Origin of the sequence: Bordetella sputigena (assembly GCF_965137885.1) — a bacterium.
Classification (GTDB): domain Bacteria; phylum Pseudomonadota; class Gammaproteobacteria; order Burkholderiales; family Burkholderiaceae_B; genus Bordetella_C; species Bordetella_C sputigena.
In genome coordinates, this window is sequence record NZ_CBCSCA010000003.1 from 1 (window position 1) to 20,960 (window position 20,960).

General features: G+C 61.6%; 18 protein-coding genes, 1 tRNA gene, 1 pseudogene and 1 riboswitch. Of the genes and pseudogenes, 9 read left to right on the plus strand and 11 right to left on the minus strand.

Annotated features, from left to right (window positions below):
- On the plus strand, positions 1–491 hold a 491-nt coding region (locus tag ACNA0R_RS05935; protein WP_415825035.1), incomplete at its 5' end, for an amidohydrolase family protein.
- Between the two features lie 137 nt (positions 492–628).
- On the opposite strand, the gene ACNA0R_RS05940 is transcribed toward ACNA0R_RS05935, so the two are convergent.
- From ACNA0R_RS05940 to ACNA0R_RS05955, 4 genes are all read right to left on the minus strand, one after another.
- On the minus strand, positions 629–1,555 hold the full coding sequence (locus tag ACNA0R_RS05940; RefSeq protein WP_415825036.1) for a LysR substrate-binding domain-containing protein: 927 nt from the start codon (positions 1,553–1,555) through the stop codon (positions 629–631).
- Between the two features lie 228 nt (positions 1,556–1,783).
- Positions 1,784–3,049, minus strand: coding sequence for a D-amino acid dehydrogenase (locus ACNA0R_RS05945; RefSeq protein WP_415825037.1), 1,266 nt, complete (start codon positions 3,047–3,049; stop codon positions 1,784–1,786).
- Between the two features lie 154 nt (positions 3,050–3,203).
- Positions 3,204–3,298: riboswitch (glycine riboswitch) on the minus strand.
- A 190-nt stretch (positions 3,299–3,488) separates the two neighbouring features.
- Positions 3,489–4,178: a GntR family transcriptional regulator gene (locus ACNA0R_RS05950; protein WP_415825038.1), complete on the minus strand. Its 690-nt coding sequence runs from the start codon at positions 4,176–4,178 to the stop codon at positions 3,489–3,491.
- A 132-nt stretch (positions 4,179–4,310) separates the two neighbouring features.
- Positions 4,311–5,270 (minus strand): LysR substrate-binding domain-containing protein, encoded by a 960-nt coding sequence (locus ACNA0R_RS05955; protein ID WP_415825040.1) that lies wholly within the window; start codon positions 5,268–5,270, stop codon positions 4,311–4,313.
- Between the two features lie 236 nt (positions 5,271–5,506).
- Here ACNA0R_RS05955 and ACNA0R_RS05960 point away from each other — a divergent pair, with 236 nt between their 5' ends.
- The 6 genes from ACNA0R_RS05960 (at position 5,507) to ACNA0R_RS05985 (ending at position 11,552) form a co-directional block, all read left to right on the plus strand.
- Positions 5,507–6,685 (plus strand): trans-sulfuration enzyme family protein, encoded by a 1,179-nt coding sequence (locus tag ACNA0R_RS05960; RefSeq protein WP_415825041.1) that lies wholly within the window; start codon positions 5,507–5,509, stop codon positions 6,683–6,685.
- Between the two features lie 223 nt (positions 6,686–6,908).
- Positions 6,909–8,066, plus strand: a complete 1,158-nt coding sequence (locus tag ACNA0R_RS05965) for a mandelate racemase/muconate lactonizing enzyme family protein (RefSeq protein WP_415825042.1) — start codon at positions 6,909–6,911, stop codon at positions 8,064–8,066.
- A gap of 76 nt (positions 8,067–8,142) precedes the next feature.
- A complete protein-coding gene (locus ACNA0R_RS05970) occupies positions 8,143–8,988 on the plus strand; it encodes a transporter substrate-binding domain-containing protein (RefSeq protein ID WP_415825043.1) in 846 nt (281 codons plus the stop codon).
- 24 nt (positions 8,989–9,012) lie between these two features.
- Complete coding sequence (locus ACNA0R_RS05975; RefSeq protein ID WP_415825044.1) at positions 9,013–9,699, plus strand: amino acid ABC transporter permease; 687 nt, start codon at positions 9,013–9,015, stop codon at positions 9,697–9,699.
- A gap of 121 nt (positions 9,700–9,820) precedes the next feature.
- Positions 9,821–10,561: an amino acid ABC transporter ATP-binding protein gene (locus ACNA0R_RS05980; RefSeq protein ID WP_415825045.1), complete on the plus strand. Its 741-nt coding sequence runs from the start codon at positions 9,821–9,823 to the stop codon at positions 10,559–10,561.
- A gap of 13 nt (positions 10,562–10,574) precedes the next feature.
- Positions 10,575–11,552 carry a D-2-hydroxyacid dehydrogenase gene (locus tag ACNA0R_RS05985; protein ID WP_415825046.1) on the plus strand — a complete coding sequence of 326 codons (978 nt, stop codon included), beginning with the start codon at positions 10,575–10,577 and terminating at the stop codon, positions 11,550–11,552.
- 110 nt (positions 11,553–11,662) lie between these two features.
- Here ACNA0R_RS05985 and ACNA0R_RS05990 read toward each other — a convergent pair.
- Positions 11,663–11,739 (minus strand) — tRNA-Pro (locus ACNA0R_RS05990).
- A 162-nt stretch (positions 11,740–11,901) separates the two neighbouring features.
- Here ACNA0R_RS05990 and ACNA0R_RS05995 point away from each other — a divergent pair.
- On the plus strand, positions 11,902–12,627 hold the full coding sequence (locus ACNA0R_RS05995; protein ID WP_415825047.1) for a class II aldolase/adducin family protein: 726 nt from the start codon (positions 11,902–11,904) through the stop codon (positions 12,625–12,627).
- A gap of 104 nt (positions 12,628–12,731) precedes the next feature.
- Here the strand turns inward: ACNA0R_RS05995 and ACNA0R_RS06000 are convergent, their stop codons facing one another.
- Positions 12,732–13,700: a helix-turn-helix domain-containing protein gene (locus ACNA0R_RS06000; RefSeq protein WP_415825048.1), complete on the minus strand. Its 969-nt coding sequence runs from the start codon at positions 13,698–13,700 to the stop codon at positions 12,732–12,734.
- A 240-nt stretch (positions 13,701–13,940) separates the two neighbouring features.
- Here ACNA0R_RS06000 and narZ point away from each other — a divergent pair.
- Positions 13,941–14,374 (plus strand): annotated as a pseudogene (narZ, locus tag ACNA0R_RS06005) (nitrate reductase subunit alpha); the annotation flags it as partial.
- A gap of 47 nt (positions 14,375–14,421) precedes the next feature.
- Here the strand turns inward: narZ and pstB are convergent.
- The 5 genes from pstB to ppk1 all read right to left on the minus strand — a co-directional run bounded on the left by pstB (position 14,422) and on the right by ppk1 (position 20,898).
- Entirely contained in the window at positions 14,422–15,198 is a 777-nt protein-coding gene (pstB, locus tag ACNA0R_RS06010) for a phosphate ABC transporter ATP-binding protein PstB (RefSeq protein WP_415825049.1), read from the minus strand.
- Positions 15,199–15,251: 53 nt separating this feature from the next.
- On the minus strand, positions 15,252–16,109 hold the full coding sequence (gene pstA / locus ACNA0R_RS06015) for a phosphate ABC transporter permease PstA (RefSeq protein ID WP_415825050.1): 858 nt from the start codon (positions 16,107–16,109) through the stop codon (positions 15,252–15,254).
- 16 nt (positions 16,110–16,125) lie between these two features.
- Entirely contained in the window at positions 16,126–17,142 is a 1,017-nt protein-coding gene (gene pstC / locus ACNA0R_RS06020; protein WP_415825051.1) for a phosphate ABC transporter permease subunit PstC, read from the minus strand.
- A 66-nt stretch (positions 17,143–17,208) separates the two neighbouring features.
- Positions 17,209–18,243: a phosphate ABC transporter substrate-binding protein PstS gene (pstS, locus tag ACNA0R_RS06025; RefSeq protein ID WP_415825052.1), complete on the minus strand. Its 1,035-nt coding sequence runs from the start codon at positions 18,241–18,243 to the stop codon at positions 17,209–17,211.
- A gap of 561 nt (positions 18,244–18,804) precedes the next feature.
- A complete protein-coding gene (gene ppk1, locus ACNA0R_RS06030; protein WP_415825053.1) occupies positions 18,805–20,898 on the minus strand; it encodes a polyphosphate kinase 1 in 2,094 nt (697 codons plus the stop codon).
- Positions 20,899–20,960: the final 62 nt, after the last annotated feature.

Here is a 20,960-nt window from a genome sequence, read left to right on the forward strand (position 1 = left end):
AGCACGGCACCTGGCTCGTGCCGACACTGGCCATCAGCCATTTGACGCCGAAGCAGGCCAAGAATCAGTGGGAAAAGACTTTCGCCGAAGGGCGCGGTTGGACGCACGCGGTGTGCTGCCGGGCGGAAGCGGCCTCGGACGTACACTCGGCATGGTTCCAGAAGGCGGTGAAGGCCGGTGTCAAAGTTGCTCTCGGTTCGGATCTGCGCCCGCTCAAAGACGGCGCACTGCTGGAGATGGGCCTTTGGGCGCGCGCCGGAGCCACCACGTGGCAGACGCTGGTGGCGGCCACCCGCAGCGGGGCCGAGCTCTGTGGCGTCGGGCATGAACGCGGCACGGTGGAAGTCGGGAAAATCGCTGATCTGATCGTTCTCAAGGACAATCCTCTCGACAACATCAACAACATCCGCTCCTTGCAACTCGTCATCAAGGACGGCCGCGTGATCTCGGATAAGCGTGCGGAAGGCCAGGCGAAGCAGACCTGCCTATGACGCAGCCAAGCCGCGCTTGAGACGAACCATCATGGGTCGTCAATTCGGTACCTGCCAGGACCGCGGCACGGGCGCTCTGGCGCACGCAGCGACGAAAAAGTTGACGCGACCACGGTTCAGGCAGGTAATGACGCGACTTACTGACGATCCAGGTACGTGGCGATCTGGCTTTCTTCGTGCGTGACCTGGGTTCTCAGGACGGAGAGAAAATCTCGCGCGGTGTTCGAAAGCAGCCGACCTGCCGGAATCGCCTGGATACACACCACCATCGCTTCGACTGAAAGCCTGCGAAAGGTCAGCCCACGCTTGCTGTACTCAAATGCAGTGATCGGATTTACCACCCCGATGCCGAGTCCAGCCAAGACGAGCTCGCACACGCTAAAGGCATAGGGTGCGTGGACCAGAATGTTCAAGCGGACATTGTGCTCTTCGAGAAATCGCTCGAGCCGCAGCCGAGACGAATCTTCGGGATTGAGCGCGATGAAAGGAACCTCAGCCAACTGGTGGGGTTGGATCACCTTGTGCCGAGCGAGCGGGTGAGCTTCCGGCATGACCACGACGCCCGGTTGTTCTGCAAATACCGTGGTCTCGATGCCTTCCGTCGTAATTTCGTCCGCGAAAAATCCGATGTCGAACTCGCCTGCAGCAACGCGCTCCCGAACCTGACAGGAGCTCAGGATTTGCAGCGAAACGCTTGGCCACTCCATCGGTTGCCTACCCTCTCTCATCCTGGCGAGCGCCCGTGGAATCAGGCCTGCGCCGAACGCGGGATTGCATGCGATCTGCAACGTCCTGACGCCAAACTCCCTCAACGTCCTCATGCGATGAGCGATCGCGCTAAGGCCTACGAACATCCGGTCGATATCGGGCAGCAAGGCCAGGGCCTCAGGCGTAGGCTGTAATCGGCCGCGAAGACGGAGAAAAAGCGGGAAACCCGCTTCAGCCTCGAGACGTTTGATCGATTTGCTGACCGCCGGTTGCGAGATGCCAAGCAGGTTGGCGGCTTTTCTGGACGAGCCCGATTGAAGAATAGCCCTGAACATCTCGATTTCATTGACACGCATGGTGAATATTCAAGAATATGGGCTATGAATTCGTTGCATCGCGTCAGCGAAAAAGCCGAGGCAAGACGTAACGCTGTTGAACGCCGCAACCCCACCGAGGGAACCGCTGGTGCGCGCAGTGCTAGTCACCGGCGCAGACTCTTTGCGGATTCTCCGGGGTCGGGTCTTCGGTCGCTCCAGCCGACCTGCCGCCCGCCCCTCCTCGGTGGTCATCCCGGCATCACAAGGTCAGGCCGTGGCGCGCGGAGAAACGCTGGCAATGCCGCTGCTTAACTGGGCGGCCGCGCTACCAATAATCTGTGCCACTTGGTCCGCCGTCGCAGCGGAGAGTGTCCAACCGAGGTGGCCGTGCCCGGTGTTGTAGAAGACGTTGGGCTTCTTGCCTCTTCCAACACGCGGCATCATGTCGGGCATCATGGGGCGCAGGCCCGCCCAAGGCACGACTTGCCGCGTGCTGACCCCCGGAAAGCATCGAGCGACCCAATCAGTCAGTGGGCGTATTCTGTCCGCGCGGATGTCTCTGTTATCGCCGTTGAACTCAGCAGTCCCTGCAATGCGGAAGCGGTCGACCCCAAGTCTGCTGGTGACAATTTTAGTTTCGTCATCGAGCAGGCTGATGGTCGGCGCAGCTGCCTGGCTGGCTTCATCCGTCAAGTTCACGGTGATCGAATAGCCTTTTACCGGGTAGATATTCACGCGGTCGCCTAATTGGGCGGCCAGGGCACGGCTCGCGATTCCCGCTGCGATCACCACAGCGTCGAAGCGGGCCTTGACTTCTTCCCCGTTTTGCTCAAACACGATCGTTGCTTCATTCCCATCGCTCATGACGTGTTTGACACTCGTCCCGTACCAAGTGGATACCCCCAAACGCTCGATGGCCGCAGCCATCCCGATTGTGAACTTGTGGATGTCACCCGTGGAATCGCTTTCGGTGTAGTACCCGCCGTAGTACTGACCCGCCAGTGTCGGCTCGAGGGCGTGAATCTCTTGCGGCGTCACGGCGCGCCGCTCGAGGCCTCCCGCGGCAAGCAGCGCAGAAACGCGCCCGGCATGATCGAAGCCTTTTCGATCGCGGTAGATGTGCAGAATGCCTCGTTTCACCAAATCGAAGGAGATGCCCTCGGCGCTCGCCCAGTTGAATAGCTGCTCGCGGGCTGCGATGGCGAGTCGAGCAGTCTTCGTGGTGTTGCTTTCGTAGCGCGGAATATTTGCCACGAACTCAGCGAACCACGACAACTTGTGCCAGCTGGGTTTGGGATTGACAAGCAGCGGCGCATCGGGCTTGAGCATCCATTTCACCCCCTTGAGCAAGGTTGAGGGGTGCGTCCACACCTCCGCGTTGGAAGCAGACAGCTGCCCTCCATTCGCGAACGAGGTCTCCATCGCTGCATACCGATGCTTCTCGAACAAGGAGACAACGAAGCCACGCTTTGCGAGCGCGTACGCGGTGGTCACTCCCGTGATTCCACCGCCAATGATTGCGATTGATTTCATGATCCAGGCCCAAACGTCAATGAGAGGTATGCATGCGCCAGCGCGCTGCATGCCCCCTCTGTTTGGAACCTGAGAGATTCACGTCACATCGTCGAGACGGACGCTTGCTCCTGCGGTGTGATGGTAGACGACACCATCTGCTCTTCAGAGTGCTATTGCCTGATCGGTCCTTTTGCCTGAGAGTTTCCGGGGCGGTTGCTCCTTCGGCGCCTTATGTCTTGCGACAAAGGGCTCTCCCGAACAGACCGGACGATGATATGTGATCAGCACGCGTTGCGCAAGCAAGGCTAACTTGCGCCAACCAGCATAATGGCCCACTAGATCCGGGGCATCTCGAACACGACCTCGCGTAGTGGAATGCGGCATCCCGGCACCCATCAATTCCGCGAGCAAGACCCGTCGTTGTACTGCTAATTGAAGACTGCGCGGCTTAGGATCGTCAGCGCTGCGCCTGTGTGTCCGTCCCATCTCTTACGGACGAGAGATGCTGATAGAGCTTGCTCCCTTCCCCAATCGCATGCTCACGCAAGAGCTTTTCAATAAGATTGGCATCTCGCGCCACCAATGCGTCAATGAATGGTTGGTGGTGGTTCACAACGTCCTGCGGCTTGGCAACGAAGTTGTAGGTAGACGCGACAAAGATGCGGATCTGCTGCTCGACCAAGCGATAGTGCTCGGCAAGACGCTTGTTTCCGGCCAAGTCCACAATGGTTCGGTGCAGGAGGAAGTCCTTATCCGCGATGATGTGGTATTTCCCTCCCGAGCATGCGGTCAAGAGGTTCGTGAATGCCGAGGTCAATACCCGCTCACGCTCATGGTCCATGCGCTCACACAAAATGCGCGCCGCCGTTCCCTCCAGCCCCGCTCGAAGCGTGTACAGCTCCCACAGATCTTCCGTCTCTATGGACGCGGTAGCCCAACCAGTGAACGGGGTCTGCTTGACCAGCCCCTCTTGCGCGAGCTGGTACAGCGCAATCCGGATCGTCCCGCGCGAAAGACTGAGCTGATCAGAAAGGCTGACCTCGGTGATTCGAGTACCCGGCAAGATTTCTCCGGACACGATTTGCTTCCGCAAAGCTTCCGTCGCCAACTGTTCTGCAGATTGCTTTTTGACCGCGGTCAGTGCCATACGGGTACCACTCGAAGCCGTAGAGTTCGAGATTGTACGAGATTGTCAGCAATCAGCAAAGAAAAACGTGCCCGGGTGCCCGCGGGCCAAATGGGGAATCGACGATCAGGCACGAGCGGCGCACATGCCGCCCTACTTCTCCTTGAGCTTCGTCTGCAGGAGCTGCTCCTCTTCCGCCAACTGTGTGCGAAGGGCCACTAGGAATTCTTTGGCGGTGCCCGAGAGCAGTCGTCCGGCGGGAACCGCTTGGATGCAGATGACCGTTGCATCGAACGATAGCTTGCGAAACGTCAGGCCTCTGGTGCTGTAATCAAGCGCGGTGATCGGGTTCACGATACCGACACCCAGCCCTGCCAGAGCCAGTTCGCAGACGTTGAGTGCGTAAGGGGTATGGACGGCAATGTTCAACTGGACGCCGTGCTCCTTGAGCTTTTCCTCCAGCCGCCGGCGCGACGAGTCTTCCGGATTCATGGCCAAGAAGGGGACTTCGGCCAGATGGTGCGGCTGGATGAGCGTGTGACGTGCCAGCGCATGATTTTGCGGCATCACGACCACACCGGGCTGCTCGGCGAAGACGGTGCATTCCAGCCCGTCAGTAACGACCTCGTCTGCAAAAAAGCCTACGTCGAACTCGCCCGCAGCCACACGCTCCCGCACATCCCGAGAGCTCAGGATCTGCAGAGAGACGTTCGGCCGCTGGTCTTCGTTTTTCGACCGCGCCATGCGCGCCAACGCGCGCGGAATAAGTCCCGAGCCAAAGGCGGGATTACTGGCGATCTGTAGAGCGCCGACACCGAACTCCCTGAGCGCCTTAATGCGATGAGCGATGGCACTGAGCCCGACGTACATCCGATCCACATCGGGAGCAAGCGCCATGGCTTCCGGCGTCGGCTGCAACCGTCCGCGGAGCCGCAGGAACAGTGGAAATCCCGCCTCGGCCTCAAGGCGCCGGATCGCCTTGCTCACCCCGGCCTGCGACAAGCCGAGCAGGCTTGCGGCCTTCCTCGCCGATCCTGCTTGAAGGATGGCCCTGAAGGTTTCAATTTCAGTGACGCGCATGGAGCACCCAGATTGTGCGATGTCGGCAAGCATATAACCAAACGATGCCATGTGATAACTGAACGTTCAACTCCGCGACAACGCGGCTGACAAAATTGATCTTTATGGTGCATGTAACACGCGCACCAACCGCCTTTATTACTTTGCGACGCCTCCGTTCGACACTGCGTCAGCCTGTGCTCGAAGAGTTGGAACGGAGGCAGGTGCAGGCCAAGGGGAGCTCCCCCTCGGGCAGTACCTTTTACTCGACCGATTTGGAAGGATCACCCTTGGAAAAAGCCGCGCTCTATCCCGCCGACATGCATGACCGCCTCAAGAGCATGCCCGAGTTCATGGGCTTCGCTGTGCCGATTCATCGGGCATCGACCATCAAGTTCAACACGGTCGAAGATTTCACCAACCGCCGTAGCAGGCTGTTCGATGGCTTCAGCTATGGCCTGTACGGCACTCCCACCGTCAGGTACATGGAAGAGGAGATCGCGAAGCTCGAAGGCGGCAAGTACTGCCTTTCCACGCCTTCCGGCCTGTCGGCCGTCAACCTCCCCATGTTGGCGCTACTCAAGGGCGGCGATCACATCCTGGTCGCCCAGAACGCATACGGCACCACACGCGAGTTCTGCAACACTTTCCTGTCGCGGCTTGGCATCCAGCACACGATCATTCCAGCAGATGCCACGACCATTCAGCCGTGGTTGACGCCCTCGACGCGACTGGTGATTCTGGAATCTCCAGGCTCGTACACCATGGAGATCCAAGACATGGAGAAGATTGCACACGAGGCTCACGAGCACGGAGCCCTGGTCTCCATCGACAATGCTTGGGGACTGGGCCTGACCAAGCCTTTCAAGCATGGAATCGACATCGTCTGCAACGCGCTGTCCAAGTACGCGAGTGGCCATTCCGACGTCTGCATGGGGTCTGTCACAGTCAATGATCGCGAACTGTATGAGCGCCTCAAGACGGCCTCGTTCATGCTCGGGGAAGGCGTTTCCTCGGACGATGCATCCTTGGTGCTGCGAGGCCTCCAAACATTCGACGTCCGCGTCGCGGAGCACGCCAAACGTGCCCTGACTGTTGCCGACTGGCTGAAGAAGCAACCGACGGTCGCACGAGTAATCTGCCCTTCTCACCCGGAAGACAGCCAGCACAATCGGTTCTCTCAGTACTTCAGCGGCGGAAACGGCCTGCTGAGCGTGATTCTGAAGAAGACAGCGGATAGCAGCGTGATCGAGATGGTCGAAGGCTTCAAGATGTTCAAAATCGGCGCCAGCTGGGGAGGAACGCACAGCCTCGTCGCGCCGATTCGAGCCAACACATTTCCCTGGCTCGACGAAGAGGAGCGTGGGAACTGGTTGCTGCGTCTTCACATCGGACTGGAACCGTTCGACTTTCTGCAGCGTGACCTGGAGGATGGCTTTGCGGCCCTGAGCGCGCGGCAGCGGGCGTAGATCAGATCGGGAGGGGGCATTGCCTGCTCCGTCACGTGCAATCCCAATTTGGTGCACTGGACCGACTTCGCGCGCCAGTTAGGTGCACTTAGCACCTGATAGCCGCGGATGACTCGTTTTGCAGGTGTAAACCCCTATTCATAAGAGACGCCCCAAGCTGCAAGATAGCTGCCGATTGTCAGCAATCATCAATTGTCTTCTACAACTGTTGCTTTGGGGTGTTATGAAAATCACGAGCGCGAACATCTACCTGGTCAAGGGCGGCCCGATCACTCCCGTGATCCTGGAGCTTGAAACGGACGCAGGAATTTCGGGCATCGGGGAAGCGGCCATTGCCTACGGGCTAGGCGCCTCAGCCGCCGCGGCGATGCTGGACGAAATGGTCACGCGCGACGTCCTTGGGAAAGACCCCGCCCGCATCGAAGAGATCTGGCACGTTCTCTACGACCAGTCCTTCTGGACGAAAGGTGGCGGCGCCATCTCATTCGCGGGCGTCAGTGCGATCGAACAAGCTCTGTGGGACATCAAGGGCAAGGCTCACGGCCTGCCTCTGTACGAATTCCTCGGCGGCAAGATCAACAACCGTGTCCCGGTCTACGCGAACGGTTGGAACTATCACTGCTACAACGCACTGGACTGGGCGCGCGCAAGCGAACGCCCCTTGAAAGACGGCTTTCGCGCATTGAAGTGCTACCCCTTGGCCACGCAGTTGCCCGGCGGAACCCTGCGCCACGTGACGCGCCGCGCACTGGACAAGGAGTTCATGCAGCTCGCCTATGACCGCGTCAAAGAGCTTCGCAATGCGGTCGGACCCGACGTCGAGATCATGCTCGACCTGAGCGGTGGGCTGACCACGGATGAAATAATCCGTCTCGCACGCCGGTACGAAGAGTTCGACATCACCTGGATTGAAGAGCCCGTCGATCCCTTCCATGAAGAGGCGCTGAAGAAAGTCTCAGACCGCGTCAACATTCCGGTGGCGGCTGGCGAACGCGTCTACACCTCGCGCGGCTTCCATCGCCTGATCGCAGAACAGGCCGTGGACATCGTACAACCGGACATCGGCAACACCGGTGGCCTCTTCGAAACCAAGAAGATTGCCGCGATGGCTGAGGCGGCCAATATGCGCATCGCGCCTCACAACTGCGCAAGCACGCTGTCGACTGCGGCAAACGTCGCGCTGGCAGGCTGCCTTTCGAATCTGCTGAACGTTGAGTTGTACCCGTACTTCTCGGATCATCCCGGCTACGTCGAGGTGCTGACCAGGCCGTTCGAACCCCGCATGAAAGACGGCTACCTGGAAGTTTCCGATGAGGTCGGCCTTGGCGTCACGCTCGACAAGACGCGGCTAAAGGACCACCTCTGGAAAACCGTGCGTTGAAGTGCCTACCGGGTGCGGATGCGAGCGCACGCAGGCGCACCTACATCCCCTGTTCCAAACTCACAAGAGGTGTTCCATGAAATGGCATTTTCGTGTTCTGAGCGCGATCGGCGCTTTGCTCCTTCTCGCCGCGCAAGGCGCGTTCGCTCAGGGCTCCAACTGTCTTCCGGCCCCGCCCAACCTTATCGAACCCGGCACGCTGACGGTCGGCATCTCGCTCGCCGCGCCGCCGACGGCCTTCATGAAGGACGACGCGGCCGCGGGTCTCGACCCGGAGCTGATGACCGCCATCGCACAGGCCATGTGCCTGAAGCCCAAGTTCGTGAACATGGCGTTCGCTGGCCTGTTCCCCGCGCTGATCGCGAAGAAGATTGATGTGATTCACTCGCAGGTCGGGATCACTGACGTGCGCAAGCAGTCGTTCGATTTCGTCACCGTTTTCGTTGGCGGTGTGCGACTCATCACTCAGGCGAACTCCAAGCTGTACTTCAACACCGAATCGGACACCTGCGGGTACACCACGGCCATCATGGGCGGTTCGACGCAAATGGCGGCACTCGAGCGCGTGAAGGACTCGTGTCCCGCGAACAAGCCGATGACGCTTCGGCCGTTCGGTGGCCAAGCGGAAGCCATGAACGAAGTGGCGCGAGGATCTGCGAATGCGGCCTTTGTGGACTGGGCCGTTGCGACCTACGCCGTTGCCCAGCGCCCGAAGGACTTCGCCATCGCCAGCCCCATCCTGAGCGGGAAGGGGCCGAACACGCAGCGCAACCGCATCGGCATCGTATTCCGCAAGGGTGAAACCGCCAACGTCGCCGCAGTGGAGGCAGCATTCAAGCGCGTCGTGCAAAGCGGCGCGTACGACGCGATGCTTGCCAAGTGGAGTCTACAAGAAGGCGATTTGCGAAAAGTCAACGACTAAGAAGAGCGCACGGCGGAGCGATACATGCATTTCGATTTGGCGTACTTTTTTGGGCTGCTTTTCTCGACGCGGTTCTTCGGCGCGGTCTGGATGGTGGTGTGGATCACCGTCGTTTCCATGATTCTGGGTATTTTGATTGGAACTGCAGGAGGGATCATCCTGACCTCGCCGCTGCCTAAGATACATCCGTTCATTCGGGCCTACGTAACGTTCTACCGTGGCATTCCTGTGCTTGTCCAGATCGTGTTCTGGTACAACGGATTGGCGGCACTGACCGGTGGCGCCATCAACTTGCCCGCCATTACTGCCGGCATCCTAGCGCTGGGTGTCAATGAAGGGGCTTACATGACCGAAATCGTCCGATCCGGCATCCAATCGGTCGACCGCGGACAGCGTGAGGCGTCCCAGGCTTTGAACCTCAAGTACTGGACGATGATGCGCAAGGTCATCCTGCCGCAGGCCGTGCGCGTTGCCATCCCGCCTACGGGCAACGAAGTGATCAATATGATCAAGAACACCACGTTGCTGTTCACGATCGCCATTCCTGAGGTTTTCGGCACGGCCGTGAACATCTATAGCCAGAATTTCAAGTATTTCGAAGTCCTCTGCGTCATTGCGCTTTGGTACGTCGCGATCGCTTTCGTCTACACGCAAATCCAACGGCAGGTCGAACGGCATTTCAACCGCGGCCGTCGCGGACTCTACGCCTAAGCTCGCCGTACGGTCGGGCGGCTTTCGGGCCGCTCGGCCCATCGTCTTCGCACCGATCGAATCCGATTCACAGCAACAAAAACGGCGCGCGTGCGCTCGTCCTATCACAGGATCTTTTGCAATGATTAATCCTACCCTTATCCGGGCGCAAAAGCTGAACAAATGGTATGGCGCTCACCACGTCCTCAAGGACATCGATCTGCAGGTTGCGAAAGGCGAGAGGGTGGTTATCTGCGGCCCATCCGGCTCGGGGAAGTCCACGCTGATCCGCTGCATCAACCGACTGGAAAGACATGAGAAGGGAAAGATTGAGATCGGCGACGAAGAACTGAACGACACCAGCGTTTCCAGGATCCGCTCTCGCATTGGCATGGTGTTCCAGCAGTTCAACCTCTTTCCGCATTTGACGATCCAAGAGAACTGCATGCTAGCGCCGATGCATAGCCTGGGTCTCTCGCGCAAGGAAGCCGAGGCGCGCGCGAAATCCTACTTAGATCGCGTGCACATCGGCAACCAAGCATTGAAGTACCCCGCGCAACTCTCGGGCGGCCAGCAGCAGCGTGTGGCCATCGCGCGCGCACTCTGCATGCAGCCGGAGATTCTGCTCTTCGACGAACCGACTTCGGCCCTAGACCCCGAAATGGTGCAAGAGGTTCTGGACACTATGACTGAGCTCGCCAAAACCGGCATGACGATGATGTGTGTCACCCACGAAATGGGTTTTGCTCGCAGCGTTGCCGACCGTGTCATCTTCATGGATCAGGGCGAGATCGTGGAGGAAGGTACCCCGGAGGCACTCTTCGGAGGCCCCAAGACGCAACGACTGATCAACTTCCTGGGGCACGTCGGTGTCCGTCACTGAGGCCGGCCTGAGCATGCTGCGCGTCTACGTTCAAAATCAGAAAGAGCGGGGAGAGGCGTACCAGATCACGCCAGAACGGTGGCGTTCCACCGTTCATTTGCCTGCGGAGAAGGTCCACGCTACGTTCCACGACAAGTCGAACGTGGATCTCGCCGCCTTGGGCGTCGCCGACGTGTGCGTGGGTTCAGGATTCGATCCGGCCTTGATACAGCGCCACGCACGGAAGTTGAAGCTTCTACACGTCACCAGCGCCGGTGTCGAGAAATACCTGCCGCTCGACTGGCTGCCTGATGGCGCCGTCTTCACCAACAGCCGCGGAGTGCATGCCGGCAAGGCTGAGCAATATGCCTTGATGACGCTGCTAATGCTGTCGTCGAAATTTCCGCTCTTGGCTGACGCGCAACGGCATCACCGCTGGGCGCCCGTACTTACGCCCATGACTATGGGCCAACGAGTCACCATCGTTGGGCTTGGCAATCTCGGTACCGCGGTTGCCCGCGCCGCGCAAACGCTGGGGATGGATGTGACGGCGGTGACTCGCTCCGGGAAACCTGCTTCCCATGCGGCGAGGGTCGTCCCGACCAGCAATCTAAAGGATGCTGTCTCGGACGCCAACTACGTTGTGCTCACCTGCCCCCTTACCGACGCCACACGGGGCTTGATAAGTGATGAAGTCATCAAGTCCATTCCACGTGGCGGCGGGCTAATCAATATGGCAAGAGGTGCAGTCCTTGACACGACAGCGCTCATCAACGCGTTGCGAGAGAATCATTTAAGCGGCGCGGTGCTGGATGTCTTTGATGAAGAGCCACTTCCAGCCTCCAGCCCGTTGTGGAACTGTCCCAATCTGGTGATCACGCCACACGTCTCCTGCGATGAGCCGCTCGGATATATCGAGAAGACGCTGCAATCGCTAAACGAGAATCTGGCGCAGCTGCTGGAGGGTCGGCGACCGAATATAAACGTCGTCTCGCCGCTCCATCAATATTGATGCGCTATTCGGCCACTTCAGTAGCTGGCGTGTGACTTCGTAGATGTCGTCAACACCGCCACCATTCGTAGCGGAACGGCGGCCAGAAGTAAGCTAACCCTTGATTTAATTGGTCGGGGCGGCGGGATTCGAACTCGCGACCCTCTGCTCCCAAAGCAGATGCGCTACCAGGCTGCGCTACGCCCCGACGGCCGTCCGGGTTTCGAACGGGCCTGCATTGTACCCGAGATATCCGCACCATTTCGGCGCCGGCACCTTGCCAAAGCCGGGCCCATCCACCGCGCCAGGGTTAGTTCTAAATACGGAACAAGTACCAAATGTGGTATTTTCCCGGCAGGAGCGACCCGACATGACTACCGATCTGAAATCCCTGAAACGCGACCTGGCATTGGCGCATCGCCTGCTGGTGGACCAAGGCGCCATGGACGCATTCGGCCATGTCAGCGTGCGCCATCCCGACCGTCCCGACCGCTTCCTGCTGCCCGTCGCTGGCGCGCCCAGCCGGGTCACGCCCGACGACATCATCGAATACGACATGAACGCGGAGCCGGTCGAGCCGACGTCGGCGGGGCTGTTCTCGGAGCGCATCATCCACAGCGCGATCTTCCGCGCCCGCCCCGATGTCGGCGCGATCTGCCATCATCATTCGCCGGCCATCATGCCCTTCGCGCAAACGGGCGCGCCGCTAAAGCCCAGCTGCCAGACGGGCGCCGCCATGGGCGCCCAGGTGCCCTACTGGGATAGCCGCGACGAGTTCGGCGATACGCGCCTGCTGGTCGTCACACAGGTCGAAGGCGATTCGCTGGCACGCGCGCTAGGCCCATGGTGGACCGTATTGATGCGCCGCCATGGCGCGACAGTCGCGGGACGCGATCTGCATGAATGCGTCTTCCGCACGGTACATGGCTGCGCCGACGCGGCCAGCCAGATACGCGCGGCGGCATTGGGGCCGGTGCAGGTACTCAGCGAGCAGGAGCAGAATCTGGCCGGCACGCTGCGGCCCGATCCCATCAAGCGCTGCTGGTCGCACTGGACGGCGGTGATGTCACCGGCGCTGGCACTGCCCGACGCATGACGGTCGAGTCGCCGGACCTGGAGCTCGTCGGCGCATAACGCCTGGGGATAGGGAACACGGCGGCGCTCGATCTCCACGCGCCGCCGGAAATGCGCGAGGCCGGATTATTCCGACGTGGCGGCGGACTTGCCGCGGCGCGCGGCTTTCGGCGCCGCGCCAGCACCTCCATCCTTCGCCGCCCCACCCTGCGCGGCCGGATCCGCATCCAGCAAGGCGCGCAGATAATCCACGGCGGCCGGTCCCTTCAACGCGGTCTTCCAGGCATCCTTGACGATCTGGTCGTGCAGCTTCAGCGCTTCCGGCGCGGAGGTCAGCATGGCCACGCCCACCCGGATATTCGGCTGCGCGCCCAGGCGGAAGGGGCTGATGGTAAGCGTACTGCGCTCCGCCTGGCGGAATATCTGGAAGCCGTTCATCGGCAAGGTGTCCGTCACGATGCCGATCTGCACGCCCAGGTTGTCGGCCTCGATCAAACCGGCCAGATGTTCGATCTCCGCGCGGGTGGCCGCATGGCGGTCGCGCAAGGTTTTCTCGGGCAGATCATTGCGGCCCAGCAGCCCGCCGTTCAGGAAACGCGTGATCTGTTCCGCGGAAATCAGGTTGACGATGCTGGGACGCCGGCGCATATAGGTGCGCTTGCGCTCGCGCAGGATTTCCATGATCAGGTCGATATCGGCCAGCGTGCGCTTGCGGCGCGGCGCGTCTTCCGGAACGCTCTCGCGCAGCACCTGCTCCAGATTGCCGTCGAACTCGTCGGAGGCCAGCAGGAATGACACCGGACCCGCCAGCACGATGATCTGGTCCGCGCTTTCCTCCAACTGCCGGGTACGCTCGAAGTAGCTCACGGCCGAGGCCATGTATTCGATTCCCACCCCCAGCAGCGTCGGCATGGAAACATCCAGCAGGTCGGACAGGCGCTCCAGCGTGTCCACCTTGGCGATCTCGCCCTTTTCGACACGGTAAAGCGCCGTACGCGAAATACCGATCTTCTGCGCCACTTCGTCGGCGCTCAGCCCCGACGCCATGCGAAAGGCCTTGACCCGTTTTCCTATGTCTTCGTAGCGCCAGCGCATTCCTGAAACTCCTGTCCCCTGTCAACCACGCGCGATTTCCGTGGGCTGCCCGCGCCGGGCAAATCCGCCGCCGCGCAATGTGTGCGGATTGTATAGCGGCAAACCAAATTTGGGACGGTAGCCCAGGGTGGCACAGGGGCGCAGGCGCCTGGCAAAAATCAAAACGGCGCCGCGCCATGGGGCCGGTGGAAACCTGGCAGTCCATCGTCGAGGACGAGTCGGCTCGTCGCGGTTACCAACTTCATCGATTACTGCCGGCGGTACACCGATATGCCCTGTCTGGTGCGCCTGGTACCGCATGAAGGCGGACTCGTGCCGGACGGGCTGGTGCGCACATCCGATTTCCCGGATGCGCTGGGCCAGTCCAGCAATGCCGAGTGGAAAACCGTGGTCATCGACGACGCCACGGGCGCGCCGGCGGTGCCCGTGGGTTCCGTGGGCGTTCGCTGGGACCAGAAGACATGCTGGTCGCCACCGTGTACGACCTGTTCATCGCCAATTACGGCCTGGATCAAGGCCTGGGCGGCCCCAATGTCGCCGGCAGCTACGAAGACGTGCCCTACACGCCCGCCCGGCAGGAAACCATCACCGGCGTCAAGCGCGCCGACGTCATCGCGGTGGCGCGCCAGTTCGCCGACAACGCCGAAAAAACCCAGAGCAAGTCCATGGTGCTTTACCTGGCGGAAGTCCGGTGCACGCCGATCACCGGCGAGCGCCCGGCCTAGCCGAAGCGGCCCGTGATGTAGTCTTCCGTTTCCTTGCGGCGCGGCTTGACGAAGATCTGGTCGGTATCGCCGAACTCCATCAGTTCACCCAGGTACATGTAGGCAGTGTAATCCGAGCAGCGCGCCGCCTGCTGCATGTTGTGCGTCACGATGACCACCGTGTACTCGTTCTTGAGTTCGGCGATCAGTTCCTCGATCTTGGCGGTGGAGATCGGATCCAGCGCCGAGCACGGTTCGTCGAGCAGCAGCACTTCAGGCTTGATGGCGACGCCGCGCGCGATGCACAGGCGCTGCTGCTGACCGCCCGACAGGCTATTGCCGCTTTGATGGATCTTGTCCTTGACCTCGTTCCAGAGCGCGGCCTTGGTCAGCGCCCATTCCACGCGCTCGTCCATCTCGCCCTTGCTCAGGCGCTCGAACAGCCGCACGCCGAAGGCGATGTTGTCGTAGATGCTCATGGGAAACGGCGTCGGCTTCTGGAACACCATGCCGACCTTGGCTCGGATCAGCGAGATATCCGTTTTGGTGGTCAGCAGGTTCTCGCCATCCAGCAGGATCTCGCCTTCCGCGCGCTGGCCGGGATACAGCTCGAACATGCGGTTGAACGTACGCAGCAGTGTCGACTTGCCGCAGCCCGACGGACCGATGAAGGCGGTGACCTTCTTTTCCCGGATGGACATGTTCACGTTGCGGATCGCGTGGAACTTGCCGTAGTAGAAGTTCAGGTTCTTGACCTCGAGCTTCGAGGCGGTGGATTGTGCGGTGTTTTCCATATCGTTTCCCAAGGCCGCGCCTGTGGCGCGAGCGGCGGATCAGGTCGGTCGGGTCAGGACTTGCGGAACATGTTGCGGGCGACGATATTGATCGCCAGGACGACCAGCGTTATCAGGCCGGCGCCGGCCCAGGCCAGGTTGTTCCACTCCTTGAAGGGGCTGGCCGCGAACTGGTAGATCACTACCGGCAGGTTGGCCATGGGCGCGTTCATGTTCAGGGACAGGAACTGGTTGGACAGCGCGGTGAACAGCAGCGGCGCGGTTTCGCCGGAGATGCGGGCGATGGCCAGCAGTACGCCGGTCATGATGCCCGAGCGGGCGGCGCGGTAGCAGACCATGGTGATCATGCGCCACTTGGGGCAGCCCAGCGCGGCAGTGGCTTCGCGCAAGCCGTTGGGCACCAGCAGCAGCATGTTGTCCGTGGTGCGGACCACGACGGGCACCACCAGGATGGCCAGCGCCAGCGATCCCGCCCAGCCCGAATAATGGCCTACCTGGGCGACATACACGGCGTAGATGAACAAGCCGATGATGATGGACGGCGCGGATAGCAGCACGTCGTTCAGGAAGCGCGTGGCGGGCGCCAGCCAGCCGCTGCGGCCGTACTCGGCCAGGTAGGTGCCGGCCAGGATGCCCACCGGCGTGCCGATCAGCGTGCCCACCCCGACCATCAGCAGGCTGCCGGTGATCGCATTGATCAGCCCGCCGGCCTGCCCCGGGGGCGGCGTGATTTCGGTGAACAGCGTGAACGAGATCGCGGCGCCGCCTTTCAGCAGCAGGGTGACGATGATCCAGAACAGCCAGAACAGCCCGAACACCAGCGCCGCCATCGACAAGGTCAGCATGACCTTGTTGACGACACTGCGGCGCCGGTAGATGGCGTTCTGCATATTGATGACGGATACGGCCATGACGATTTCCGGCGCCTCAGTTTTTCTTGCCTTCCTGCAGCGACAGCCGAACCAGTAGCAGCTTCGACAGCGCGAGGACGATGGTGGTGATGATGAACAGCACCAGGCCCAATTCCAGCAGGGCGGATTTCTGCATGCCGCCCGCCTCATTGAACTCGTTGGCCAGCGCGGATGCGATGGAGTTGCCCGGCGAGAACAGCGAACCGCTGAGCGAGAACGAGTTGCCGATGACGAAGGTCACCGCCATGGTTTCCCCCAGCGCCCGGCCCAGCCCCAGCATGATGCCGCCGATGACGCCCGACTTGGTGAAGGGCAGGACGACCCTCCACATGACTTCCCAGGTGGTGCTGCCCAGGCCGTAGGCGGATTCCTTCAGCATCGGCGGCACCAGCTCGAATACGTCGCGCATTACGGCCGTGATGAAGGGAATGATCATGATGGACAGGATCAGCCCGGCGGTGAAGATGCCGATGCCGAAGGGCGGCCCGGCAAACCAGCCGCCGATCAGCGGGATGCTGCCCAGCACGTCGATCAGCGTGGGTTGCACGTACTGCTGGAACACCGGCACGAAGACGAACAGGCCCCACATGCCGTAGATAATGGACGGAATCGCCGCCAGCATCTCGATGGCCGTACCCAGCGGACGGCGCAGCCAGGTGGGCGAGAGCTCGGTCAGGAAGATGGCGATGCCGAAGGACACCGGCACGGCGATCAGCAGCGCGATGATGGACGTCGCCAGCGTGCCGTAGATGGGCACGACAGCGCCGAAGTTGCGCTTGACCGGATCCCAGTCGTTGGTGAAGAGAAACGACAGGCCATATTCGGCCAGTGTTTCGCGGCTGCCGTAGATCAGCGAAACCAGTACCGCGGCCAGCAGGCTGAACACCAGGAAGGCGAACAGACGCGTCAGATTCTTGAACAGCGCATCCATCAGCGCGTTGTTGTTTTGCTTCATTGGGGAGGGTGTGCCGTGAAGTGCGGGGACGTCCGCATCGTGCGGAATCGGCACATTATTATCCACTACCGCGCTCATGGATGGGCTTTCCTTGGGGTAGAGAAAGGCCCGGGCGACAGTACCCGGGCCTTGCGGGGAACAGCTTTACTTCCAGACAGCCTTGCCGTCGGCGGCCTTGATCTGGCTCCAGGAAGCGCGGATCTGCGTCGTCACGGCGTCGGGCAGCGGCACGTAGTCCAGCGCGGCGGCGGACTGCTGGCCGTTCTTGAAGGCCCAGTCGAAGAACTTCAGCACGGCCTCGCCCTGGGCGGGCTTGTCCTGGACCTTGTGGACCAGGATGAAGGTGGCCGAGGTCACGGGCCAGGACTTGTCGCCCGGCTCGTTGGTCAGCACCACGCCCATGCCGGGCGCGCTCTTCCAGTCGGCGTTGGCGGCCGCGGCGGCGAAGGCGGCCTGCTCCGGCTGCACGAACTTGCCGGCTTCGTTCTTCAGCTGCGTCCAGGCCAGCTTGTTCTGCTTGGCGTAGGCGTATTCGACGTAGCCGATGGAGTTCTTCAGCTGGCCCACGTAGGCGGACACGCCTTCGTTGCCCTTGCCGCCCTGGCCCACCGGCCACTTGACGGCCTTGCCTTCACCGACTTGCGCCTTCCAGTCGGCGGAAACCTTGGACAGGTAGTTGGTCCAGCCGAAGGTCGTGCCCGAACCGTCCGAGCGGTGCACCACGATGATGTCGGCCGACGGCAGCTTCAGGTCGGGGTTCATCGCCGTGATCTGGGCGTCGTTCCACTTCTTGATCTTGCCCTGGAAGATGTCGGCCAGCACGGGGCCGGACAGCTTCAGTTGGCCGGCCTGGATGCCGTCGATGTTGACCACGGCGACCGTGCCGCCGATCACGGCCGGGAATTGCAGCAGGCCGTTCTTATCCAGGTCCGCGCCGCTCATCGGATCGTCCGACGCGCCGAAGTCCACGGTCTTGGCGATGATCTGCTGCTGGCCGCCGCCCGAGCCGATGGATTGGTAGTTCACCGCGGTGCCCGTGGCCGCCTTGTAGTCCGACGCCCACTTGGCGTAGACCGGGTACGGGAACGAGGCGCCGGCACCGGTGATGTCGGCGGCCTGCACGGCAAAAACCGCAGCGCTCAGGGCGATGCCCAGGGAGATCTGCTTGAACACACGCATTGTGGTTTCCTTATCGTCTGTGGGTGAATGACCGCGGTGCAAGCCGAGCTGGCCAGGCCGCTTTGTCGTCATGGCCCGCATCTTAAGAGCCGAAAATGACAAGATAGTGACAGTCATATTTACCCACCCCCCGAAGCGCTTCGCGCTTCCCCCCTCAAGGGGGGCGACGCTGGAGGACCGGCGGAGCCGGATCCTCGGCGTCCTGAATTGGGCTTCACCCCCGAAGCGCTGCGCGCTTCCCCCTCAAGGGGGCGACGCTGGAGGACCGGCGGAGCCGGATCCTCGGCGTCCTGAATTGGGCTTCACCTCCGAAGCGCTGCGCGCTTCCCCCTCAAGGGGGCGACGCTGGAGGACCGGCGGAGCCGGATCCTCGGCGTCCCCGGTCGGGCGGCACCTGTTCGGCGCCTCGGGCATTTATGCTGCCGGGGATTTGACCAAAGCTGGAGGACCGGCGGAGGGCTGGCCGCCCGCCCGGATCCTCGGCGTCCCCGGTCGGGTGGCACCTGTCGGGCTCCGCGGGCGTGTCTGCTTGGGGCAAATTTTATCCGGGCAAAATTTTGCCTACGCCACGCTCCCGTTGCCGTTGCCTAGCTTGCGCATCAGGTACTCGTGCACATTGAAGGGCGCGGCGCGGCTGCGTACGCGTACGTAGTCGCCGTCCGGCTGCTGCTGCCAGGCCAGCTGGTTGTCCCGCAAGGCGTAGGTGAAGGCCTCGTCGATGACGCGCTTCTTCAGGGCCTTGTCGTGGACGGGAAAAGCGATTTCCACCCGGCGGAAGAAATTGCGGTCCATCCAGTCGGCCGACGACAGGTAGACGGTTTCCTCGCCGTCGGCGTGGAAATAGAACACCCGGGAATGTTCCAGGAAGCGCCCGACGATGGACCGTACCCGGATGTTGTCGGACAAGCCCCGTACGCCGCCGCGCAGGGCGCATACCCCGCGCACGATCAGGTCGATCTTGACGCCGGCCTGGCTGGCCTCGTAAAGCTCCTCGATGACGCCGGTTTCCAGCAGGGAGTTCATCTTGGCCATGATGCGCGCCTTGCGGCCTTCGCGCGCGGCCTGCGCCTCGGCGCGGATCAGCCCCACCATGCTCCCATGCAGCGTGAACGGCGACTGCAGCAGGGATTTCAGGGGACGGCGGGCGCCCAGTCCCGTCAGTTGCGCGAACACCTTGTCCATGTCTTCGCAGATGGCCGGATCGGCCGTCAGCAGGCCGAAATCGGTATAAAGCCGGGCGGTGCGGGGGTGATAGTTGCCGGTACCCAGGTGGGCGTAACGGCGCAGCCGCCCCTGCTCGCGGCGCAGGACCACGGCCATCTTGGCGTGGGTCTTGTGGCCCACCACGCCGTACACCACGTGGGCGCCGACCTCCTCCAGCCGCGCCGCCCAGTTGATATTGGTCTGCTCGTCGAAGCGCGCCATGAGCTCCACGACGACCGTCACTTCCTTGCCGGCGCGCGCCGCGGCCAGGAGGATCTGCATCAGTTCGGAGTCCTCGCCCGTGCGGTAGATGGTCTGCTTGATGGCCATCACGTCCGGGTCCAGCGCTGCGGCGGTCAGGAAATCGATCACTGGCTGGAAGGATTGATAGGGATGGTGCAGCAGCCGGTCGCCGGCGGCGATGGCCGCGAACATCGCCGCGGGATTGACAGCCGGCTGGTTGAACGGCGCCGGCACCGCCGCGCGATACTCTGGAAACAGCAGCGCGGGACGATCGGGTACGTTGCACAGGGTCATCAGCCGCGACAGGTTCACCGGGCCGTTGACGCGATACGTATCGCTGGGCGATAGCGAGAATTCCCGCTGCAGAAAGGCTTCCAGCTCCGGCGGCGTCAGCTTGTCGATCTCCAGGCGCACGGCCGAACCGAAGTTGCGCTGCGACAGCTCCCCCTGCAGCGCCTGCCGCAGATTGGTGACTTCTTCCTCGTCGACGAACAGGTCGCTGTTGCGCGTCACGCGCCATTGATAGCAGCCCTGCATTTCGAGCCCGGGAAACAGCTCCCCCACGAAGGCGCGCATTAGCGACGTCAGCAGTACGTAGCCATCGGGATGGCCGGACAGCGCAGGCGGCATGGCGATCAGCCGCGGCAGCGCCCGTGGCGCCTGCACGATGGCGATGGAGGCCTTGCGTCCGAAGGCGTCGACGCCGCGCAGCGATACGATGAAATTCAGGCTCTTGTTGTAGACCCGCGGAAAGGGGTGCGCGGGATCCAGCCCGATGGGGGTCAACAGCGGCATGACATCGCGATGGAAGATTTCGCGCGCCCAGGCTTGCTGCGCCTCGTCCCACTCCGACGCATGGTGCAGCGCGATGCCGTGTTGGTGCAGCCTGGGCAGTATTTCGTCGTTCAGCAGGTCGTATTGGCGATCCACCAGGATGTGCGCGGCGGCCTGCACCTGCGCATAGGCTTCCCCCGGCGTCAGGCCGTCCGCGCCGACCAGGTTCGGCGTCTGGCGCTGCTGCTCTTTCAGGCTGGAAATACGGATTTCAAAGAACTCGTCCAGATTCGAGCTGACGATGCATACATAGCGCAGGCGCTCCAGCAAGGGCGTCGCCGGGTTTTCCGCCATGGCCAGGACGCGTTCATTGAACTTGAGCAGCGACAGTTCCCGGTTCAAAAACAAGGGCTGGGAAGCCACGTTCGATGTCATTCGGATTCCGTATCTTTGATTTTTGATTACAGCGGACGGGTTTTACGTCGGTTTTATGACTA

What these genes read in the sequence shown, in the direction of transcription:
- ACNA0R_RS05940 (WP_415825036.1), bottom strand. Translation starts at nt 1,555, where the DNA reads ATGCGTGTCAATGAAATCGAGATGTTCAGGGCTATTCTTCAATCGGGC.
- ACNA0R_RS05945 (WP_415825037.1), bottom strand. Translation starts at nt 3,049, where the DNA reads ATGAAATCAATCGCAATCATTGGCGGTGGAATCACGGGAGTGACCACC.
- ACNA0R_RS05950 (WP_415825038.1), bottom strand. Translation starts at nt 4,178, where the DNA reads ATGGCACTGACCGCGGTCAAAAAGCAATCTGCAGAACAGTTGGCGACG.
- ACNA0R_RS05955 (WP_415825040.1), bottom strand. Translation starts at nt 5,270, where the DNA reads ATGCTTGCCGACATCGCACAATCTGGGTGCTCCATGCGCGTCACTGAA.
- ACNA0R_RS05965 (WP_415825042.1), top strand. Translation starts at nt 6,909, where the DNA reads ATGAAAATCACGAGCGCGAACATCTACCTGGTCAAGGGCGGCCCGATC.
- ACNA0R_RS05970 (WP_415825043.1), top strand. Translation starts at nt 8,143, where the DNA reads ATGAAATGGCATTTTCGTGTTCTGAGCGCGATCGGCGCTTTGCTCCTT.
- ACNA0R_RS05975 (WP_415825044.1), top strand. Translation starts at nt 9,013, where the DNA reads ATGCATTTCGATTTGGCGTACTTTTTTGGGCTGCTTTTCTCGACGCGG.
- ACNA0R_RS05980 (WP_415825045.1), top strand. Translation starts at nt 9,821, where the DNA reads ATGATTAATCCTACCCTTATCCGGGCGCAAAAGCTGAACAAATGGTAT.
- ACNA0R_RS05985 (WP_415825046.1), top strand. Translation starts at nt 10,575, where the DNA reads ATGCTGCGCGTCTACGTTCAAAATCAGAAAGAGCGGGGAGAGGCGTAC.
- ACNA0R_RS05995 (WP_415825047.1), top strand. Translation starts at nt 11,902, where the DNA reads ATGACTACCGATCTGAAATCCCTGAAACGCGACCTGGCATTGGCGCAT.
- ACNA0R_RS06000 (WP_415825048.1), bottom strand. Translation starts at nt 13,700, where the DNA reads ATGCGCTGGCGCTACGAAGACATAGGAAAACGGGTCAAGGCCTTTCGC.
- pstB (WP_415825049.1), bottom strand. Translation starts at nt 15,198, where the DNA reads ATGGAAAACACCGCACAATCCACCGCCTCGAAGCTCGAGGTCAAGAAC.
- pstA (WP_415825050.1), bottom strand. Translation starts at nt 16,109, where the DNA reads ATGGCCGTATCCGTCATCAATATGCAGAACGCCATCTACCGGCGCCGC.
- pstC (WP_415825051.1), bottom strand. Translation starts at nt 17,142, where the DNA reads ATGAGCGCGGTAGTGGATAATAATGTGCCGATTCCGCACGATGCGGAC.
- pstS (WP_415825052.1), bottom strand. Translation starts at nt 18,243, where the DNA reads ATGCGTGTGTTCAAGCAGATCTCCCTGGGCATCGCCCTGAGCGCTGCG.
- ppk1 (WP_415825053.1), bottom strand. Translation starts at nt 20,898, where the DNA reads ATGACATCGAACGTGGCTTCCCAGCCCTTGTTTTTGAACCGGGAACTG.